Origin of the sequence: Polaribacter porphyrae (assembly GCF_002954685.1) — a bacterium.
Taxonomy (GTDB): Bacteria; Bacteroidota; Bacteroidia; order Flavobacteriales; family Flavobacteriaceae; genus Polaribacter; species Polaribacter porphyrae.
Genome location: NZ_MSCN01000001.1, coordinates 2,879,125 through 2,899,202 on the forward strand (window position 1 = coordinate 2,879,125; position 20,078 = coordinate 2,899,202).

At 28.2% G+C, this 20,078-nt stretch carries 19 protein-coding genes; 7 read left to right on the forward strand and 12 right to left on the reverse strand.

Features of this window, described 5'->3' with window-relative positions; genetic code table 11:
• Together BTO18_RS12990 and BTO18_RS12995 are read right to left on the reverse strand one after the other, a co-directional pair.
• Positions 1-1,338 carry a dihydroorotase gene (locus BTO18_RS12990; RefSeq protein ID WP_211295635.1) on the reverse strand — a complete coding sequence of 446 codons (1,338 nt, stop codon included), beginning with the start codon at positions 1,336-1,338 and terminating at the stop codon, positions 1-3.
• A 6-nt stretch (positions 1,339-1,344) separates the two neighbouring features.
• On the reverse strand, positions 1,345-2,067 hold the full coding sequence (locus BTO18_RS12995; protein ID WP_105016633.1) for a polyprenol monophosphomannose synthase: 723 nt from the start codon (positions 2,065-2,067) through the stop codon (positions 1,345-1,347).
• A gap of 54 nt (positions 2,068-2,121) precedes the next feature.
• Here BTO18_RS12995 and BTO18_RS18190 point away from each other — a divergent pair, with 54 nt between their 5' ends.
• The 3 genes from BTO18_RS18190 to BTO18_RS13010 all read left to right on the forward strand — a co-directional run bounded on the left by BTO18_RS18190 (position 2,122) and on the right by BTO18_RS13010 (position 4,201).
• On the forward strand, positions 2,122-2,787 hold the full coding sequence (locus tag BTO18_RS18190; protein ID WP_170063272.1) for a DUF4271 domain-containing protein: 666 nt from the start codon (positions 2,122-2,124) through the stop codon (positions 2,785-2,787).
• Between the two features lie 16 nt (positions 2,788-2,803).
• Positions 2,804-3,550 carry a uroporphyrinogen-III synthase gene (locus BTO18_RS13005; RefSeq protein ID WP_105016635.1) on the forward strand — a complete coding sequence of 249 codons (747 nt, stop codon included), beginning with the start codon at positions 2,804-2,806 and terminating at the stop codon, positions 3,548-3,550.
• Between the two features lie 156 nt (positions 3,551-3,706).
• Entirely contained in the window at positions 3,707-4,201 is a 495-nt protein-coding gene (locus BTO18_RS13010; RefSeq protein ID WP_105016636.1) for a DUF4145 domain-containing protein, read from the forward strand.
• Here BTO18_RS13010 and radA read toward each other — a convergent pair.
• The 4 genes from radA to panC all read right to left on the reverse strand — a co-directional run bounded on the left by radA (position 4,198) and on the right by panC (position 7,937).
• Positions 4,198-5,559 carry a DNA repair protein RadA gene (radA, locus tag BTO18_RS13015; RefSeq protein WP_105016637.1) on the reverse strand — a complete coding sequence of 454 codons (1,362 nt, stop codon included), beginning with the start codon at positions 5,557-5,559 and terminating at the stop codon, positions 4,198-4,200. The two genes, BTO18_RS13010 and radA, sit on opposite strands and share 4 nt — an antisense overlap.
• 204 nt (positions 5,560-5,763) lie before the next feature.
• Complete coding sequence (locus BTO18_RS13020) at positions 5,764-6,708, reverse strand: lysylphosphatidylglycerol synthase transmembrane domain-containing protein (RefSeq protein ID WP_105016638.1); 945 nt, start codon at positions 6,706-6,708, stop codon at positions 5,764-5,766.
• A 2-nt stretch (positions 6,709-6,710) separates the two neighbouring features.
• Positions 6,711-7,061 carry an aspartate 1-decarboxylase gene (gene panD / locus BTO18_RS13025; RefSeq protein ID WP_105016639.1) on the reverse strand — a complete coding sequence of 117 codons (351 nt, stop codon included), beginning with the start codon at positions 7,059-7,061 and terminating at the stop codon, positions 6,711-6,713.
• Positions 7,062-7,085: 24 nt separating this feature from the next.
• Complete coding sequence (panC, locus tag BTO18_RS13030) at positions 7,086-7,937, reverse strand: pantoate--beta-alanine ligase (RefSeq protein ID WP_105016640.1); 852 nt, start codon at positions 7,935-7,937, stop codon at positions 7,086-7,088.
• 98 nt (positions 7,938-8,035) lie between these two features.
• Between panC and BTO18_RS13035 the strand changes: the two genes are divergently transcribed.
• From BTO18_RS13035 to glmS, 3 genes are read left to right on the forward strand one after another with little or no spacing between them, the layout of a single operon-like run.
• Positions 8,036-8,845 (forward strand): glycogen/starch synthase, encoded by an 810-nt coding sequence (locus BTO18_RS13035; RefSeq protein ID WP_105016641.1) that lies wholly within the window; start codon positions 8,036-8,038, stop codon positions 8,843-8,845.
• A gap of 10 nt (positions 8,846-8,855) precedes the next feature.
• Positions 8,856-10,433, forward strand: coding sequence for a DUF4270 domain-containing protein (locus BTO18_RS13040; RefSeq protein ID WP_226789042.1), 1,578 nt, complete (start codon positions 8,856-8,858; stop codon positions 10,431-10,433).
• Positions 10,434-10,454: 21 nt separating this feature from the next.
• Complete coding sequence (glmS, locus tag BTO18_RS13045; RefSeq protein ID WP_105016642.1) at positions 10,455-12,311, forward strand: glutamine--fructose-6-phosphate transaminase (isomerizing); 1,857 nt, start codon at positions 10,455-10,457, stop codon at positions 12,309-12,311.
• 61 nt (positions 12,312-12,372) lie between these two features.
• Here the strand turns inward: glmS and BTO18_RS13050 are convergent, their stop codons facing one another.
• Together BTO18_RS13050 and BTO18_RS13055 are read right to left on the reverse strand one after the other, a co-directional pair.
• Complete coding sequence (locus tag BTO18_RS13050; RefSeq protein ID WP_105017584.1) at positions 12,373-12,978, reverse strand: FAD-dependent oxidoreductase; 606 nt, start codon at positions 12,976-12,978, stop codon at positions 12,373-12,375.
• A 1-nt stretch (position 12,979) separates the two neighbouring features.
• A complete protein-coding gene (locus BTO18_RS13055) occupies positions 12,980-13,564 on the reverse strand; it encodes a MarC family protein (RefSeq protein ID WP_105016643.1) in 585 nt (194 codons plus the stop codon).
• A 90-nt stretch (positions 13,565-13,654) separates the two neighbouring features.
• On the opposite strand from BTO18_RS13055, the gene BTO18_RS13060 reads away from it, so the two are divergent.
• Entirely contained in the window at positions 13,655-14,224 is a 570-nt protein-coding gene (locus BTO18_RS13060) for a DUF3109 family protein (protein WP_105016644.1), read from the forward strand.
• Here the strand turns inward: BTO18_RS13060 and BTO18_RS13065 are convergent.
• From BTO18_RS13065 to BTO18_RS13080, 4 genes are read right to left on the reverse strand one after another with little or no spacing between them, the layout of a single operon-like run.
• Positions 14,216-15,697, reverse strand: a complete 1,482-nt coding sequence (locus BTO18_RS13065) for a histidine kinase (RefSeq protein ID WP_105016645.1) — start codon at positions 15,695-15,697, stop codon at positions 14,216-14,218. The two genes, BTO18_RS13060 and BTO18_RS13065, sit on opposite strands and share 9 nt — an antisense overlap.
• A 33-nt stretch (positions 15,698-15,730) precedes the next feature.
• A complete protein-coding gene (locus BTO18_RS13070; RefSeq protein ID WP_105016646.1) occupies positions 15,731-17,182 on the reverse strand; it encodes a sensor histidine kinase in 1,452 nt (483 codons plus the stop codon).
• A gap of 4 nt (positions 17,183-17,186) precedes the next feature.
• Positions 17,187-19,106, reverse strand: a complete 1,920-nt coding sequence (locus BTO18_RS13075) for a tetratricopeptide repeat protein (RefSeq protein ID WP_105016647.1) — start codon at positions 19,104-19,106, stop codon at positions 17,187-17,189.
• A gap of 20 nt (positions 19,107-19,126) precedes the next feature.
• The gene (locus BTO18_RS13080; protein ID WP_105016648.1) at positions 19,127-19,861 is read right to left on the reverse strand and encodes a LytR/AlgR family response regulator transcription factor; all 735 of its coding nucleotides are present in this window, start codon (positions 19,859-19,861) and stop codon (positions 19,127-19,129) included.
• Between the last annotated feature and the right edge of the window lie 217 nt (positions 19,862-20,078).

Here is a 20,078-nt window from a genome sequence, read left to right on the forward strand (position 1 = left end):
TTAACGGTTAAAAGTTAAACGTTTTCCTTTTATATCATCATTAAAAACACCATTATTATAAATTAAGTTACCATTTACAAAAGTATGGGTTATTGTAGATGAGAAAGTAGTACCTTCAAAAGGAGACCATCCACATTTATAAAGTACATTATCTCTAGTTACTGTTTGTGGTTTATCAGTATCAATTAACACTAAATCAGCATAATAACCCTCTTTAACAAATCCTCTTTTTTCTATTTGAAACAATTTTGCAGGGTTATGACTCATTTTTTCAACTGCCTTTTCTATAGGAATAATACCTTCTTTCACTTTTTCTAAAATTGCAATAACTGCATGTTGTACTAATGGGCCACCACTTGGTGCTTTTGTATAGACATTGCTTTTTTCTTCTAAAGTGTGTGGTGCATGGTCTGTGGCTAACACATCAATTCTATCATCTAATAAAGCTTCCCATAAACCTAATCTGTCTTTTTCAGTTTTTACTGCAGGATTCCATTTAATAAAAGTTCCTTTTTCCTCATAATCATTTTCATTAAACCATAAATGATGAACACAAACTTCAGCAGTAATTTGTTTTTCTTCAAGAGGAATATCATTTCTAAAAAGTTCTGTTTCTTTAGCTGTAGAAACATGGAAAATATGCAACCGAGCTCCTGTTTTTTTTGCTAATTCAATAGCTTTTGATGAAGAAATATAACAAGCTTCTTCACTTCTAATTATTGGATGATATTTTATTGGAATATCATCACCAAACTTTTCTTTAAATTCTGAAGTGTTTTTTCTTATAGTAGCTTCATCTTCACAATGTACAGAAATTATCATTTTTGTTGATGAAAAAATCTTTTCTAAAACCTCAACATCATCTACTAACATATTACCAGTTGAAGAACCTAAAAACAATTTGATACCTGCTACTTTTTTTGGATTTGTTTTTAGCAGTTCATCTAAATTGGTATTTGTACCACCAAACATAAAAGAATAATTTACGTAAGATGTTTTGGAAGCAATTTCAAACTTATCTTCCAATAATTTTTGAGTAGTAGCTTGTGGTACTGTATTAGGTTGCTCAATAAAAGTAGTAATTCCACCAGCAACAGCTGCTCTACTTTCAGTAGCAATATTTGCTTTGTGCGTTAAACCTGGTTCTCTAAAGTGTACTTGATCGTCTATAAAACCAGGAATTAAATATTTGCCTTTAGCATCAATTACCTCAACATGATTAGCGATATTTATTTTTGATGAAACTTCTTTTATAATTTCATTTTCTATCAAAACATCACCTGTAAAGGTTATATTCTCGTTTACAATTGTAGCTCCTTTTATCAAATAAGATTTCATCATTCTTTATTTTGGCAATCCTTTTAAACGCATTTTTATCACTCCAAAAAGTGCTTCAGAAACTATATTTCCACTCATTTTAGAAGCTCCTAAATCTCTATCAGTAAAAACAACAGAGACTTCTTTTATTTTAAATTTATGTTTCCAAGCTTTAAATTTCATTTCTATTTGAAACGCATAGCCTACAAATTTAATTTTATCTAGATTAATGGTTTCGAGTACTTTACTTTTCCAGCAAACAAAACCTGCTGTAGTATCAAAAACAGGAATGTTGGTAACAAAACGTACATATCTAGAGGCAAAATAAGAAAGTAATAATCGCTTAATGTCCCAATTTACTACATTTACTTGATTATTTACATATCTTGAGCCTACAGAAACATCACCTTCACCAGAATTACAAGCTTTATATAAACGAATTAAATCTTTGGGATTGTGAGAAAAATCAGCATCCATTTCAATAATATACTCGTATTTCCTAGCCAAAGCCCATTTAAATCCATGAATATATGCAGTGCCTAAACCGTTTTTACCTTTTCGCTTTTCAATAAAAAGGTAATTGGGAAATTCGCTCATTAATTCTTCTACAATAGTAGCAGTTCCATCAGGAGAATTATCATCAACTATTAAAATGTGAAACGCTTTTTTTTGATTAAAAACAGCTCTAATAATAGCTTCAATATTCTCTTTTTCATTGTAAGTGGGGATAATTACTAAAGCGTCTGACATAAATTAATTTTCAGTAGAAAGAAAACAAATATACATTTTTTAATTACTAATTTTGTGTTAATCTTAATAAATGAATTCGAGTTGCAAGCAGTAGAAAAAATAACATATTTTAATGATTGGGTTACCTTAATACTATTTGCTCTTTTTGCAATAATTTTTTTACTAAAAATAATTAATGCAAAAAAAATAAAACGTGTTTTTTATGGATTTTCTAACTGGAGTAGCATTGAAGAAACAGATACTATTAAGTTAAATTCAATGAACAGTTTTCATGTTCTAATTTTTATCTTTTCTGTAGCTGTTTTTTCTTTAATTGGATATAATTTAATGTTTAAAATGAACTCTTTTAATAGTTCGCTTCAAGGTTTTTCCTCTTCTTTTTTGGTTATTTTTCTTTTTTTAGTATTAAAAATAATCTTTGAAAGAGTTATTGCTGCTGTTTTTTCGATACAAAATAAAGTTGCTTTTTTTTTAGTAACCAAGTTAGAATCTTTTTACACACTCTCTTTAATCCTTTATATATTCTATATATTTTATGAATATGGTAATTTAAGTGAATATTACTTACTTTATTTTACTTTGTTTTTCTTATTGTTTCGTTTTGTGTTTATTGTTACTAAAAATAAAAACCTGATTTTTAGCGAGTTGTTTTATTTTATTTTATACATTTGCACCCTTGAAATAGCACCGCTATTATTATTGTTTAAATTGATGTTTTAAATACAAAACAAAGCGTATGAAAGTGAAGACAATATTGGTTTCTCAACCAGCTCCTAAAACAGAAACTTCTCCGTATTTTGATTTATCTGATAAACAGAAAGTGAAAATTGATTTTAGATCATTTATACATGTAGAAGGTATTCCTGTAAAAGAAGTTAGAGCTCAAAAAATTGATTTATCCAACTTTACAGCAATCATTTTAACAAGTAGAAATGCTGTAGATCATTTTTTTAGAGTTGCTGAAGAAATGCGTTTTAAAGTACCAGATTCTATGAAATATTTCTGTCAATCAGAAGCTGTAGCTTACTATTTGCAGAAATACGTGGTGTATAGAAAGCGTAAAATTTATGTTGGTAACAGAACATTTCCTGAATTAACAAAATTGATTAAGAAGCATAAAACTGAAAAGTTTTTATTACCATCTTCTGATAAACTAAAGCCATTAATTCCTACTGAATTAAACAAGTTAGGTGTTACTTGGACAAGAGCAGATTTGTATAGAACAGTGGTAAGCGATTTGTCTGATTTAGAAAATGTTTTTTATGACGTATTGGTTTTCTTTAGTCCTTCAGGAATTGAATCTTTATTTAAAAACTTCCCAAACTTTAAACAAAAAAACACAAGAATTGCAGCTTTTGGGAACTCTACCATAAAAGCTGTTACAGAAGCAGGTTTAAAGTGCGATATTAAAGCACCAGCACCAGAAACACCTTCTATGACAATGGCTTTAGAGAGATATATTAAAGAGGTTAATAAGAAGTAATTCATTTTGAATTCGGTTCAGAGTTTTATAAAATCAAAAAAACCAAGCATTTCTGCTTGGTTTTTTTGATTTTAATGTTTATCTAAAATAAAAGATAATAATAAAATTTTAGGATTAAATAATCAGAATAATAATCTAATTAATCAAAATATTGCATTGTTAAATGTAACAAAACAACAAAATAATAAACTAAATACCTTAAATTCTGAATTAAAAAGAACTGTAGAGTCTAAAGAAGACTTACCAAAAGATATAAAAGATGATTTAAATAAATTGATTTCTGATTTTGACAAATTTGATAACGATATCGCAGAAGAATTAATCAGTATTTCTTCCCTTATTGAGATAGACGAAAAACCAAAAGCATTATTTTCGTTAGCTAAAATTATTGAAAATTTGTTAAAGAAAATTTATAAGGGCAAATTAAATTTTTATAAGCTTATTGAGAAAGCTAAAGATGAAAAAATAATTAGTACAGAAGATTATCATTTTATTCACGGTATTAGAGAGATTAGAAATAAAGAAGGTCATGAGATTAATGTTAAAGTTGATGGTTATCTTACAGCTTCGTCTTTTATGATTGGTATTGGCATAATCTCTAAAATAAAAATTATTGCTAATAATATAAAGAAACGAGATGAGAATAATTAAGCAAACAAAGTAGCAAAAGCTTCTTCAATTTTACCAACTAAAATGAGCTTAATTGAATGATTTTTTGAGGAAATCTTATTATATTTTGAAGCGACAAAACTTTTATAACCTAACTTTTCTGCTTCCAAAATGCGTTGGTCTATTTTAGAAACAGGTCTTATTTCTCCAGCCAAACCCACTTCTGCAGCAAAACATACATTTGGATTGATTGCTATATCTTGATTGCTTGATAAAATGGCAGCAACCACAGTTAAATCAATTGCTGGATCATCTACATTTATGCCTCCAGTAATGTTTAAAAAAACATCTTTTGCACCCAATTTAAAACCTGCTCTTTTTTCGAGAACTGCTAAAATCATATTTAGTCTTTTTAGGTTATAACCTGTTGTAGAACGTTGTGGAGTTCCATAAACTGCTGTAGAAACCAAGGCTTGAATTTCTATCATTAAAGGTCTTATGCCTTCTAAAGTTGATGCAATTGCTGTTCCACTTAAATCTGCATCTTTTTTAGAAATTAAAATTTCTGACGGATTTGATATTTCTCTCAAACCATTTGATAACATTTCATAAATACCCAATTCTGATGTAGAACCAAATCTGTTTTTCTGACTTCGTAAAATTCTGTAGGTATGATTTCTATCGCCTTCAAATTGTAGAACAACATCAACCATATGTTCTAGAATTTTTGGTCCAGCAATATTTCCTTCTTTGTTGATGTGCCCTATTAACAAAACTGGAGTTGCAGTTTCTTTCGCAAATTTTATCAATTCTGCACTAGTTTCTCTAATTTGAGAAATACTTCCTGGAGAAGCCTCTATAGAATTAGTGTGTAAAGTCTGTATGGAATCTATTACCAAAACTTCGGGTTCTGTTTCTTCTATATTTTTAAAGATTTGTTGTGTGCTAGTTTCTGTTAAAATTAAGCAATTAGAATTGTTTGCTTCCAAACGTTCTGCTCTCATTTTTATTTGAGATTGGCTTTCTTCACCAGAAACATACAACACTTTTTGGCTGATATTTAAAGCAACCTGTAATAATAGTGTTGATTTTCCAATTCCTGGTTCACCACCCAAAAGTGTTACAGAACCTTTTACCAAACCACCACCTAAAACAGTGTCTAATTCGTTATTATTAGTAACAACTCTTTCTTCTGGGTTTAGAACAATATCAGCAATTTTTAAAGGCTTATTTACAGTTTGTTTTGCAGTTGTACTTTGTTTCCAAATGCGTTTTTCTTCTTTTTGAATTACTTCTTCTACAATGGTATTCCATTCTTTACAAGCACCACATTGCCCAACCCATTTTGCATGTTGTGTTCCACAATTTTGACAGAAAAAAGTTGTTTTGGTCTTCCCCATTTTTATTTATGTACAAGGTTTGAAAGTTGTAAAGTTACAAAGTTTATAAACGAAACTTTACAATAAATCAATCTAAAAGTTCGCAAATAATTGCGTTAGTGATTGAATGATGTTTTTGAGCTATTCTTTATTTTTCACAAAAAAAGCGAGTAATGAAAGCGAAACTTGGTCTTGAATGCTTTTAGGAAAAAGTAACGCCAAAAACTATTTATTTTTATTTACAACAGGAAGCAGTAAAAAAGCAAGTCCTCCAAAAACGATAATCATTGCTGTTTGTGCTGTCCACATAATCCAACCAAAAGCTTCGCTAGGTGCTTCTGCAATACCAAATAAAACAAAGGCTTTTGCAACTGCAAGTGGATAAGAACCAATACCTCCAGGTACAATCGCAATGCTAAATGCACCTGCAATAAAACCTACTAAAATTGCGCCTAAAGGCACATTTAAACCTTCAATTGCAAATGTAACTACCCAAAACATTAAAATGTACATTATCCAAATAAAAAAAGTATGGAAGATAAATGCCCATTTCTTTTCCATTTTTAAAATGCTTGAAACACCCTCCAATAGCCCAATCAAAAAAGTTTTAATTTTAAGAGCAAAACCAGATTTTGCCTTTTTTATGTATAGAGTAAAAAAAATAAAAAAAGCAAGTAAACCAAATAATACATAGATAATTTTTGAAGGGTCTACTAGTTTTGTGAGCAATTCATATATAAAATCGAATTGAAGGAAAAGTGTAACAGTAAGTATTAACAGAAGCATAATTACATCAGCAATTCTTTCTGCAACTATGCTCCCAAAACCCTTTTCGAAAGGGACGTTTTCATAATTTTTTAAAACTAATGCTCTAGATGCTTCTCCAGCTCTAGGAATAGTGTAGTTTACTAAATAACCAACTAAAACAGCTAGAATATTATTTACTAATTTAGGTTTATATCCTAAAGGCTCTAACATAAAACTCCATCTGTAAGCTCTAGAAATATGACTTAAAATACCAAAAAAAAGACTTAAAGTTATCCACCAATAATTAGCAGATTTAAATTGATTTAATAAATTTGGGATATCTATATCAGATAAAGAATACCAAACTAAAAATCCTCCTAAAGCAAAAGGAAGAATCGTTTTCAAAACTTTTTTAATATCCAAAATTAGGTAAGTGTATTGTCTTTTTCGTTAGGGAAAACCAATTGTGGTTTGAACTTTTTAGCCTCTTCTAATTCCATAAATGCATAAACAATCAATATTAAAACATCACCAACAGCAACTAATCTAGAAGCTGCACCATTTAAGGTAACTTCTCCACTTCCTCTTGGACCAGGAATTGCGTACGTTTCTAAACGATGACCATTATTGTTATTCACAATTTGAACACGTTCGCCTTCAATAATTCCTGCTGCATCCATTAAATCTTCATCTATGGTTATGCTTCCTATATAATTTAAATCAGCACCTGTAACTTTTACACGATGGATTTTAGATTTTACAACTTGTACTAACATTTAGCAAAAATACTATTTTTTTGATTATGAAATTTTTAATGAAATGTTATCAATTAATCTGATTTTTCCTGCAAAAACTGCTATGAAAGCACGATATTTTTTGCTAGATTCTTTGTTTTCTATGGCTTTTAATGTTTTTTCATCAGCAATAGTAAAATACTCTAGCTCTAATAAAGTTTGTTTTTTAAACTGATTTTCTACCCATTTTATAACATTTGAAGCATTTTCTTTTCTAAATTTTTTTTGAGCTTTTTTTAAAGTTTTATAAATAAATGGAGAGGCTTCTCTGTGTTCTGATGTTAATCTTACATTTCTAGAACTCATAGCCAAACCATCATCTTCTCTGAAAATAGGTCGTCCTTTAATTTTAACATTTAAATGCTGTTTTTTTACCAATTTTTTGATGATTTGTAACTGCTGAAAATCTTTCTCACCAAAATAAGCCTTATCAGGTTCAATTATTTTAAAAAGCATTTTTACGATAGTACCAACTCCATTAAAATGCCCTTCTCTAAATTTCCCTTCCATTTGATGTTCTAAACCATCAAAATCGAACTTTTCTGAAATAATGGCATCAGTATAAATTTCATCAACAGTAGGGTTAAAAAGGATATCACAATTTATATTTTTTAATAAATTAATGTCATTCTCTAATGTTTTCGGGTAATTGATAAGGTCTTCTTTTTTGTCAAATTGAGTAGGATTTACAAAAATACTAGTGACAACTATATCATTTTTTTGACTCGCTTTTTTTATTAATGATAGGTGACCTTTATGCAAAGCACCCATAGTAGGAACAAAACCAATGGTTTTATTTTGAGCTTTAAGTTTAGATAAAGTTACTTTTAAAGGTTGTTTTTTGGTGAAAATTTCCATGTTAGATTAATGTAAAATGTTTGCAAACTTACCATTTTAACAGGATATTAGCATAAAAATTTGTAGTTTTGCCAATCTCATAAAAAGAGTTTGATTTAATGAAGGACAAGAGAATATTATTTGTGTCGTCTGAAGTTGTTCCTTATTTACCAGAAACAGAACTTTCTTCTACGGCATTTAATTCAGCCAAAAACGCTCATTCTAAAGGGGTACAAACAAGAATATTTATGCCAAGATTTGGTGTAATTAATGAAAGGAGACATCAACTGCATGAAGTAATTCGTTTATCAGGAATGAATTTAGTTGTAAATGATGTTGATATGCCTTTAATTATTAAAGTAGCCTCCATTCCAAAAGAAAGAATGCAAGTTTATTTTATTGATAATGAAGAATATTTTAAAAGAAAAGCAGTATTTACAGATGAAGATGATCAGTTATTTTCAGATAATGATGAGAGAGCAATCTTCTTTGCAAAAGGCGTTATAGAAACTGTAAAAAAGTTAAACTGGGCTCCAGATATTATACATATTCATGGATGGATGGCGTCTTTATTGCCTCTATATTTGAGAGAGTTCTACAAAGAAGAACCATTGTTTACAGACAGTAAAATAGTAACTTCTATCTATGAAAATGGTTTTGAAGGTGAACTTAATACTGATTTAACAGAGAAAATTAAATTTGATTTAGGAAAATCACAAAAATTATCAACATTACAAACACCAAACTATACAAATATCTTAAAAAGTGCAATAGAAAATTCTGATGCAGTAATTTATGGAAGTGAATCTCTTTCAGAAGAAATAACTTCATTTATTCAGGAGAATGAAACACCATTTTTAGAGCATCAAATTGAAAATTTAAGAGATTCTTATTTAAACTTCTACGCTGATTTATTATCAGAAGAATAATTTTTGTAAAGTGAAAAAAAACATATATAATAAATTTGCTTACGTTGTTTTTGCTATCATATTAACAACAATGGTACTATCTTGTGAAGAAGATTTTACCAACATAGGGTCTGAAGTAATCAGTAATACCAAATTTGATACTAATTCCATTTCTGTTGATATACTTGTTGAAAATAGTCCGTTAGAAAAAGTTCAATCAGATAATATCTCCAGAGCTTTAGGGCAGTATTTATTGGGAGTTTACAACCCATCAGAGTATGAGAAATTAGAAGCATCAATCGTTTCTCAATTAGCAATTACCACAGGTCTTAAAGTTATAGATGAAAGTTTTGGTTCTGATACTACTGTGGTTACTAAAATAGATACTGTTTTCATTAAAATACCTTACCAAGTGTCATTAGAAAATTCTACTGATACAGAGTTTAAAATTGATTCAGTTTTTGGAGATGCTACAAAAGCGTTTAATCTTAATATATTCAGATCAAATACTTTCATTAATAATTTTAACCCTTCAGACCCTACAAAAATCAACAGTTTCTTCTCTAATCATGTATTTCAAAAAGATGGCAATGCACTTAATAGTTCTCAAAATTTTCAGTTCATACCAAATAGGAATGATACTATTTTAGAAATAAAGAGGAGACTTTTTGATGATAGAATAGCTACAAAAGATACTTTAAAAATAACTATTAACAATAGTAATATATCTGTTCCGTTTGCAAGAATACCTTTGAATGAAGAAAAAATTAAAGAATTATTTCTTGACAAATATGAATCAAGTGAGTTTTCATCACAAGCATCTTTTAATAATTATTTTAGAGGGCTTATTCTAGAAGCTACAGGTAATCAAGGTTCTTTAATCTCTTTCAACTTTAATAATTCACTAACTACTCTAAATCCATCTTTAGAAATTTATTATACAAACACTGTTTTAAAATCTGGTTCTATTGTTTTAGATACCATCTATAAAAATGATAGCTTTCCTTTATCTGGTTTTCGTGTAAATACCTTTAATATGGATGATAAAACTTATCCCACAGATGATCAAATTATTGTTCAAGGTACAGCAGGTAGTGAAGCAAAAATAAATCTTTTTGGAGCTGATTTAAATGCAAATGGAATAGCAGATAAAATTGAAGAAATTAGAACTAAAAACTGGCTTATTAATGATGCCACTTTAACACTATATATTAATGATACCAAAGATACTACTCATGTTCCAGAAAGATTGTATTTGTATAAAAGTTATCAAGAAAATCAGAAAACAATAAATAGTCAAATTAAGGATGCAGTAAGTGAAGCTTCATCTGGAGGAATAGGTGGCTTACTTGAAAGAAATAATGGAAAAGTTGAAAAATATACATTTAATATTACTGATTATATTTCTGATTTATTAAATAGTAATTCTAATTTTTCACCAGATTTAAAACTAAAAGTATTTAATTCAACTGACGTTCCTGCTTTTGCTAGTGATACAATTTTTAGAAACTTTAGTTGGAACCCAAAAGCTATAACACTGTTCAATAATTCTACATCTGATGTGAATAAAAAAGCAGTTTTAAAGATATCATATTCAAAAAAAAAATAAACTAACCTAAAATTAATCGTTATGTGTGGAATATCAGCATATATAGGACCTAGAGAAGCTTATCCTATAGTAGTAAATGGTTTAAAGAGACTCGAATATAGAGGCTATGATAGTGCAGGAATAATGATTTATGATGGTAGCAATATTCAACTGACTAAAACTAAAGGTAAAGTTTCAGATTTAGAGGCTATAACTAATAAAGAAGAAGAAAGAAAAGTAGGTAATATTGGAATGGGTCATACAAGATGGGCTACCCATGGTGTTCCTAATGATGTGAATTCTCATCCTCATTATTCTCAATCAGGAGATTTAGTTATTGTACATAATGGTATTATTGAAAACTATGATACTATAAAAAAGGAGTTGATTTCTCGAGGATATTCTCTTAAAAGTGATACTGATACTGAAGTTTTAATTAACCTAATAGAAGAGGTTAAAAAAACTGAAGGATGTAAGCTTGGTAAAGCTGTACAATTAGCCTTAACAAATGTTGTTGGAGCTTATGCTATTGCTGTTTTTGATAAAACAAAACCTAATGAAATAATAGTTGCACGTTTAGGTAGTCCAATTGCAATAGGTGTTGGTAAAGATGAGAAAGAGTTTTTTGTAGCTTCTGATGCTTCGCCTTTTGTTGAGTTCACTAAAGATGCTATTTATTTAGAAGATGAAGAAATGGCTATTATAAAGATAGGAAAAGGAGTAAAAGTTCGCAAAATACATGATGATTCTCTTGTAGACCCCATTATACAAAAACTACAAATGAGTTTAGACCAAATTGAAAAAGGAGGTTATGAACATTTTATGTTAAAAGAAATTCATGAGCAACCAAAAGCAATAACTGATACGTTTAGAGGAAGAATGCTAGCAGAAGATAACATTATTAAAATGTCTAGTATAGAGTTAAATTTAGATAAGTTTCTAAATGCAAATAGAATAATTATAGTTGCTTGTGGTACATCTTGGCATGCAGGTTTAGTGGGTGAATATCTTTTTGAAGACATGGCTAGGATACCTGTAGAGGTTGAATATGCTTCAGAATTTAGATATAGAAACCCTATAATAACTAATAAAGATATTGTTATTGCTATTTCTCAATCTGGTGAAACCGCTGATACTTTAGCAGCAATTAAACTAGCAAAATCTAAAGGAGCTTTTGTTTATGGTATTTGTAATGTTGTTGGATCTTCTATTGCAAGAGAAACACATGCAGGTGCTTACACACATGCTGGTCCAGAAATTGGCGTAGCTTCTACGAAAGCATTTACCACTCAAATTACGGTATTAACCTTAATAGCTCTTAAACTTGGTAAAGCAAATGGTTCTTTAGCGGATCATACTTTTAAAAACTACTTAAAGAAAATGCAACTAATACCTAAACAGGTTGAAGAATTGCTTAATATTGATGAACACGTTAAGCAAATTTCAGCTGTTTATAAAGATGCAAAAAACTGTTTGTATCTAGGTAGAGGTTTTAATTTTCCAGTAGCTTTAGAAGGAGCTTTAAAGCTTAAGGAGATATCATATATTCATGCAGAAGGTTACCCAGCAGCAGAAATGAAACATGGTCCTATTGCATTAATTGATGAGAATATGCCAATTTTCGTAATAGCAACCAACAGAGGTCATTATGAAAAGGTAGTAAGCAATATTCAAGAAATAAAATCTAGAGCAGGTAAAATTATAGCAGTAGTAACTGAAGGTGATACCACTGTTAAAGAAATTGCAGACCATGTAATAGAAATTCCAGATACTGAAGAAGCTTTAACACCTTTATTAACAACTATACCATTTCAACTATTATCTTATCATATAGCTGTAATGTTAAATAAGAATGTAGATCAACCTAGAAATTTAGCAAAATCAGTAACTGTAGAGTAGCATTTACTTTTATTTACTTTTTATAATAAAAACATAAAACCAGCGATTAGCTGGTTTTATTTTATATTTTGTCATGTACTTTAGCATGTTCTCCACGATTCCAAAGTGTAAGAATATCTGTAGCTACAGAGGCTCCACTGCCAGCAGCTATTGCAAACTGACTTCGATGACCAGCAATTGTTCCACAACAATACAATCCTTTTTTTATATAATGATCTTTATTTTGGATTTGAATTCTATCTTTTTTAGGATTCGATTTCTTATGAGGAATTAAGTAATTTTCAAGACCTTTAATTGTAAAAGATTTTGCATAATTTAAAGCTAAAATCACGTTTTTTGCATTGTAAGTATTTTTATTCGTTTCAACAATAAAAAAGTTTTCTGCCTCTTTTACCTGTAAAACTTTTTCTTTTTCTATTTGATTTACATGAGGGTATAACTCATTTAACTGATTTTTCCCTTCATTTAGAATATCTTTTCCAAGTGTTTTGGGAGATAAACCTAGTACATTGTTAAACAATGCATTTTCTAGGTGAGAAGCTCTTTGATGTAGTATGATTCCAATATTTTTATGCATCGCAAAAGGTTTGTTTTTAGCTGAACCTAATACTAAAGCACATTGCATCCCAGAAACACCACCACCAATAATTAAAGCATCAAAAACCATTTTAAATAAATAACATTTTAATATTTTGAGCAAATAGCTTTACAGAAATTGCTAATAAAATTACTCCAAAAACTTTACGAACTATTTGAATACCTCCTGCACCTAATAAACGCTCTATTTTTGTAGAGGTTTTTAATACAATATATAGGAAAATTACATTCAACACTACAGCTATAATAATATTTTCAATGGCAAATTCTGCCCTTAAAGAAAGTAAGGTTGTTAAACTTCCAGGACCAGCTATTAGTGGGAATGCTAATGGAAAAACAGCTGCTGTTAGAGAAGCGTTACTGCTATCATCTTTATACAAAGTGATACCCAATACCATTTCTAAAGCAATAAAAAATAGTACAAATGCCCCAGCAACCGCAAAAGAATTTACATCTATACCTATTAAACTTAATAAGCTCTGCCCAACAAAAAGGAATAAAATCATGATTAGACCAGCAATCAAAGAAGCTTTTTCTGATTGAATATGTCCTACTTTTTTGCGTAAATCTATAATGATGGGAATGTTACCTATAATATCGATAACAGCAAATAAAACCATAAAAGCTGTTAGAATTTCTTTAAAGTTAAAATCCATTTTTTTGATTGATTAAATTTTCTGCAAAATTAGTCAACTAATTTTATCATTTTCAAAAAAACCAGAAAAAAATAGTGTTATTTTTGCCAAATGTTTCAATTAGGAAAAACCATAGTCTCTGAAGATATTATAGAAAAAGACTTTATTTGCAATCTCTCCGCTTGCAAAGGTGCTTGTTGTGTAGATGGTGAAGCAGGTGCTCCTTTAGATAAAGAGGGAACCAAAATTCTTGAAGAAATTTATCCTAAAGTAAAACCTTTTTTAAGAAAGGAAGGCATTGAAGTTATTGAAAAAGTAGGCACTTGGACAAAAAGTGAATGGGACGAATTAGAGACACCTTTAATAAATGGTAAAGATTGTGCTTACGTTATTTTTGATGATAAAAAAACTGCACTTTGTGGAATTGAAGAAGCATATAATCAAGGAGAAATTAGCTGGAAAAAGCCCATATCTTGTCACTTATACCCAATAAGAGTAAAAGAGTATAGTGAGTTTGCTGCTGTAAATTATCATAAATGGGAGATTTGTGATGATGCTTGCACATTAGGTAAGGAATTGCAAGTACCAATTTATAAATTTGTAAAGCAGGCTTTAATAAGAAAATTTGGAGAAAATTGGTATAGTGAATTAGAAAAAGTAGCTGAAAACTATTCAAAATAGAGGTATTTTTAAAGATACTTTGGTACCAATAATTTGATAATGCTCATCTAGCAAATCTTCATAATCAATTGAATAATTATTTTTATAGTTTTTTACAAAATTTCTTAATCTTTCACTTGTTAAATTAATTCCAACAGATTTTCTGTTGATAGATTTTTCAGCTTTAATTTTAGCTGCAGCTTTTCTACCTATTCCATTATCTGTAATACTTATTTCAACAAAACGTTTATCTATTTTTTGTACTAAAACGCTAATTTTTTTACTTCCTTTTTTGGATGATAACCCATGCCAAAGGGAATTTTCTAGAAAAGGTTGTAAAATTAATGGAGGAATTTTTATGTTATTTAAATCTTCAAGATTACATAAAACTTCATACTCAATCAAATTTGAAAAGCGAATATTTTCTATGGTCATATACAGATCCATAGTTTCTAACTCATCGTTTAAAGAAGTTTCTTTAGACGATGATGCTTCCAAGATTTTACGCATCAATTTAGAGAATTTGTTTAAGTAATAAGTGGCATTTTTCTTTTCATTATTTATAATATAGAGCTTTATTGAGTTGAGTGCATTAAAGATAAAATGAGGATTCATTTGACTTCTTAATGCCGTTAATTTTAAATCTTCAACCTCTTCTTTAAGTGCAATTTTTTCACTTAAAGCATTAATTTTTTCTTTCAGTTGTAGATTTACTTCTTCTTTTAAGGTTTCTGTTTCTTTGAACTTTAGTATTAACTTGTTTTGTGCATCATTCCTTTCAGAAATAATTTCTTTTTGTCGCAAACCTACTCCCAACGAAAAGAAGATGTTTTCTAAAACTATTCCTAGATAAAATATTAGAAACCCTATTTCACTATTGTTTGTTAAAAGCTGAAATTCTATGATTAATATTGTTAAAATTGAAGAAGAAAAGAGAACAAAAGAACCAATTAAAATATAGTTTTTGGTTTTTTCTGGAGTTTTATAAACAAGGTAAAAACAGTATAAAGTTAACCCAGTAATTAAAGGTACATATATAGTTAGGTATAAATTTTCTAAAGTGGATTTATCACCAGTTATTAATGTTGAGATAAAACTTACTAAACCCAAAGCTAATAAGAAATATAAAGTGTATTTTACATATTTAGTTTGTTTTATATGATGCGTATCAAAATTTAAAAAGCGAAAAACAAAGAAGTAGTAGGCAATATTATAGAGCCAAACCCAAAATTCGTGAGTAAGAGAGAAAAAACTTTTAACTGGTAAAGTAATAAAATCTAGATAATCATTTTTAGTAAAAGTAAAATAAGCTATAAAAAGCAAAAATGTATACGTAGCATAATAAATATAAGTTTTACTTTTATGCTGAAAATATAGTAGAAAGTGATAAATAGTTAATATAAAAATTATGCCTAAAACAAATAATAGTATTCCATTTTCATGAGGTGAGTTAGAAAGCACTTTAGAGATTGTATTTATAAATAGTGTTTTCATTTTTATCTTTTTCTCAAAGATTTATAGTATAGTTTACTGTAAAGGTATTTTTATAATTACTTGTGTTCCTAAAGAGTTATCATCTTTATTTTCTAAATCTACATATTTTATTTCGTAATTGTTTTGATAATTTTTAACGAAGTTAGATAATCTATCTTTGGTTAGTTGGATTCCTAACGATTTTCGATAAATTACTTTTTCTGATTTTATTTTTGCAGCAGCTTTTCTACCAATTCCATTATCCTCTATTAAGATTTGTAAGTAGTTAACATTAGTTTTATTTATTGAAATTATAATTTTTTTATCCTGTTTTTTAGAGGATAAACCATGCCAAATCGCATTTTCTAAAAAAGGTTGTAAAATTAAAGGAGGTACAAAAATTGAATCTAAATCTAGGTTTTCATCAACCTCGATACTAAAATCAATTTCATTAGAAAAACGTATATTTTCTATGGTCATGTATAAATCCATAGTTTCTAATTCTTCTTGTAGAGAGATGTTTTTAGTTGTAGATGCTTCTAAAATTTTTCTAATAAGTTTAGAAAACTTATTCAAATAATAAGCAGCAATTTTAGAGTCATTATTTATTACATATAGCTTTATAGAGTTTAGTGCATTAAAGATAAAATGAGGATTCATTTGACTCAACAAACTTGTTAATTGTAACTCGTTAATTTGCTTTTCATACAAAGCTTCCAATTCAGCAATTCTATGACTTTCTATTTTTTCTGAAAGTTTTTCGTTCAATTGATCTTTTAAAACATCATTTTTCTGAAGTTCATCAATTAATAATTTGTTATAATTATTTCTTTCTTGTCTGTAAACGTGATACTTATAACCTAACCCAATTGATATTGTAATGGCTTCTAGCATTACCCCAATCATAAAAAAGTCTATTGGTCTAATAAAACCAAAAGTGAATTTTTTAGCAATAGAAAGTCCTAAAGAAAGTATAGAGAAACCTAAAAAGAAAACTAAACCAACAACAAAAAATTTATTTACCTTGTCTTTAAATTGATAAATAACCTTTAAGAAAAATGAAATGATGATTAATGAAACAGGAGTAAAAATTAATGTGAAAAATTTAGGCATATAAACCCCTTCAAAAAGAAATAAATCAACTAAAAAGAAGATAGAACTTATTAAAGTGGTAAATAAAATATAAAGTTCTATTTGTTTTGCTAGTTTTTTATTTTTTGTGGTTAAATTTAAAAAATGTATCGAAAACCAAGAATACAACATCCAATACCAGATTTGAATAATCCAGTTGAAATCGATAAATAAACTATCAAGTTCTTGAGAAATATAATTCGAACTTTCGTTCGATGTTCGAGGAATCAAATAAACAGTTACTAAAAACAAGTACGATGCATAAATTACAAAACTTTTATCTTTTGTAAAAAAATATGAAATTGTATGATAGGCAATTAAGATAAAAAGCATGCCTTGAAGCCAAGAAGAAAAATCTTGAAAAAACAGCTCCATAGACTTATGTTATAGGAATTCGTAAAGCTACTTTGGTTCCTTTTGGTTTTTTATCGTCATCAAATAAATCATCAAAAATTAAGCTAAATGGGTTTTGGAAGTCTTTTATAAAATTATTTAATCGTTCTTTAGTAAGTTCAATTCCAATAGATTTTCTATTAATAACTTTATTAGATTTAATCTTTGCAGATGCTTTACGACCAATTCCATTATCTTCAATATCAATCTGGATAAAGCTAGAAGAGGGTTTAAAAACAGAAAGTTCAATTTTCTTATCTCCTTTTTTAGAAGATAAACCATGCCATAACGCATTTTCTAAAAAAGGTTGTAATACCAATGGAGGTACTTTTATATTCTTTAAATCAAGGCTTTCATCAACATTAATAGAGTACTTAATTTCATTAGAAAAACGAATATTTTCAATATTCATATATAAGTCCATAGTTTCTAATTCTTCTTCTAAAGAAACTTCTTTTAAAGTTGAAGATTCAAGGATTTTACGAACTAATTTTGAGAATTTATTTAAATAATGAACTGCATTTTTCTGCTCATTATTTATAATATAATGTTTAATAGAGTTTAATGCATTAAAGATAAAATGAGGGTTCATTTGTGTACGTAAAACATCTTGTTCTAATGTTAAAATTCGCTTCTGTTTCTCTAATAAACGTTGTCTGTACAAAAAGTATAAAATAGCAATTAACAGCAGAAATGAAACCACAATTATTATCCAAATATTTCTATTTTCTGTAAGCTGTAGTTGAGCTATTTTATTTTGTTTTGCTAAACTTTTAATTTGATTATTTTGTCGCTCGCTATCGTATTTAATGATTAAATCATTTACATATTGAATATTTCTCTCATTAGAAACTTTATTATCAAACTCATCTGATAATTTATAATATTCATAGGCTTTTTTAAAATCTTTTTTATTTTGATATAATTCTGATAAGTGGCTATAGGCATAAGATAGAGAAGAAGCAAACTCGTATTTTTTTGCGATTTCGAGTCCTTTTTTTAAGTTTTTTTCTGCTTCTGTAAAATGCTTAAGTTTAGATTGCGCCCAACCTAAATTTAAAAAGTGATAAGATAAAAATTCTCGATTTCCAACCTTTATTACATCATTATAATTAGCATTTAAAAGTTTAATAGCTTCTTCTGGTTTATTTTGTTTTACGTAAATATTGGCAATACTACTGTTACAAATTATTTTACCATACGTATTATTAATTTTGTTGTTAATAGTAATAGATTTTTGAAAATAACTTAAAGCTTCTTTAGTTTTACCTTGTGCATCTTTTGCATAACCAATATTTTGATAGTTAATAGCTAACCCTAATTCATTATTGATACTTCTTTCAATCTCTTGCGATTTTTTAAAACGTTCAATAGCTAAATCGTATTGTTTTAAGAGAAGGTATATATTACCCATACTGTTTAAAGAAACAGCTGTACTTCTTAATAAACCTAGACCAGGCTTTTCTACACTATCTGCTAAAGCTAAAGCTTCTTGATTGTAATCTAATGCTGTTCTATTAGCGTCTGTTTTTCTATAATCTACACCAAGCATGTTTAGAGCAAAAACTTCAAACTCAATACTTTTAGCTCTTTTTGCAGTTTCTAAAGCAAATTTATGAGTGGCAATAGCTTTTTGGTACATAGAATAGTTTCTATATTGAATACCAAGCAGGTTTTCTACATAAGCTTTGCCATCTAAATATTTTTTTTCTTCAAATCTTTTTGCTAAAATTTTAAGTTTAGAAGTATCTCTTCTAAAGGGTCTTAAATATGAATTTATGCCTTTGTAGTTTTTAGGTTTTGTTTTTAAAATACTGTCTATTTGGGTATTAAAATCAGGTTTTTTCTTTTGAGCACTTGCTAAAAATGGCATAGAAAAGGCGAGTAAAAGAATAAAAAACCTCATTTTAATATGGTATTTTGTAATTATAATTTTTCTAAAAACTCTGACTTTCTTTGTCTTGAAACAGGAATTTTAGCATTATTTTCAAGTACTACATAGCCATCAGATTTTAAAAACTCTTTAATTTTATTTAGGTTAATGATATATGAATTGTGTATTCTAAAGAAATGATCTTTAGGCAATAACTCATTAATATCTTTTAACTTTTTTGTTACTACAATTTTCTTCTTGTCAGATAAATAAAGTGTAGAGTAATTACCATCAGATTCAACATAAAAAATATCTTTTGGCTCTAAAAAAACCAATTTACCATCAGTATTTATAGTAATTTTTTTATGATTTAGTTTATTATTAAATTTCAATAATATATCCTCAAATTTTTCTGTAGTAAAACCTTTTGCACTATGTTTTTTAATTTTAGCAATAGTATCTGCCAAATCATCAGTATCTATAGGTTTTAATAAATAATCTATAGCCTCTTTTTTTAGAGCTGTAATAGCATATTCGTTATAAGCTGTTGTAATAACAACAGCAAAATCTTTATGTTCTAGTTTCTCTAAAAATTGAAAGCCATCCATAGTTGGCATTTCTATATCTAAAAAAAGACAATCTATTTTAGATGATTTTAAATAAGGAATGGCTTTTTCTGGTTCTGTAAATTTAGCAACTACTTCTAATTCATCTTCAAAATTAGATAATTCCCAAGTTAGCCCTTGAATGGCTTTTGGTTCATCATCTATAATTACAGCTTTAATCATAAGTTCTAGTCAATTTTATCAAAATTAACATATAATTTCTAATTGATTGATTTTGTTGTGCAAATTGATGGTTTTTTAAGAAAAATGGCAAAGATTACTACATAATTGGTAAACAGCAACAATAAAAATTAGCCAAACTGATTGTACAATAAACTACACCAACTATACACTCTTTGTTTTTTTGATGTCTTTTTTCTCAAATATTTGTGATTGAAGA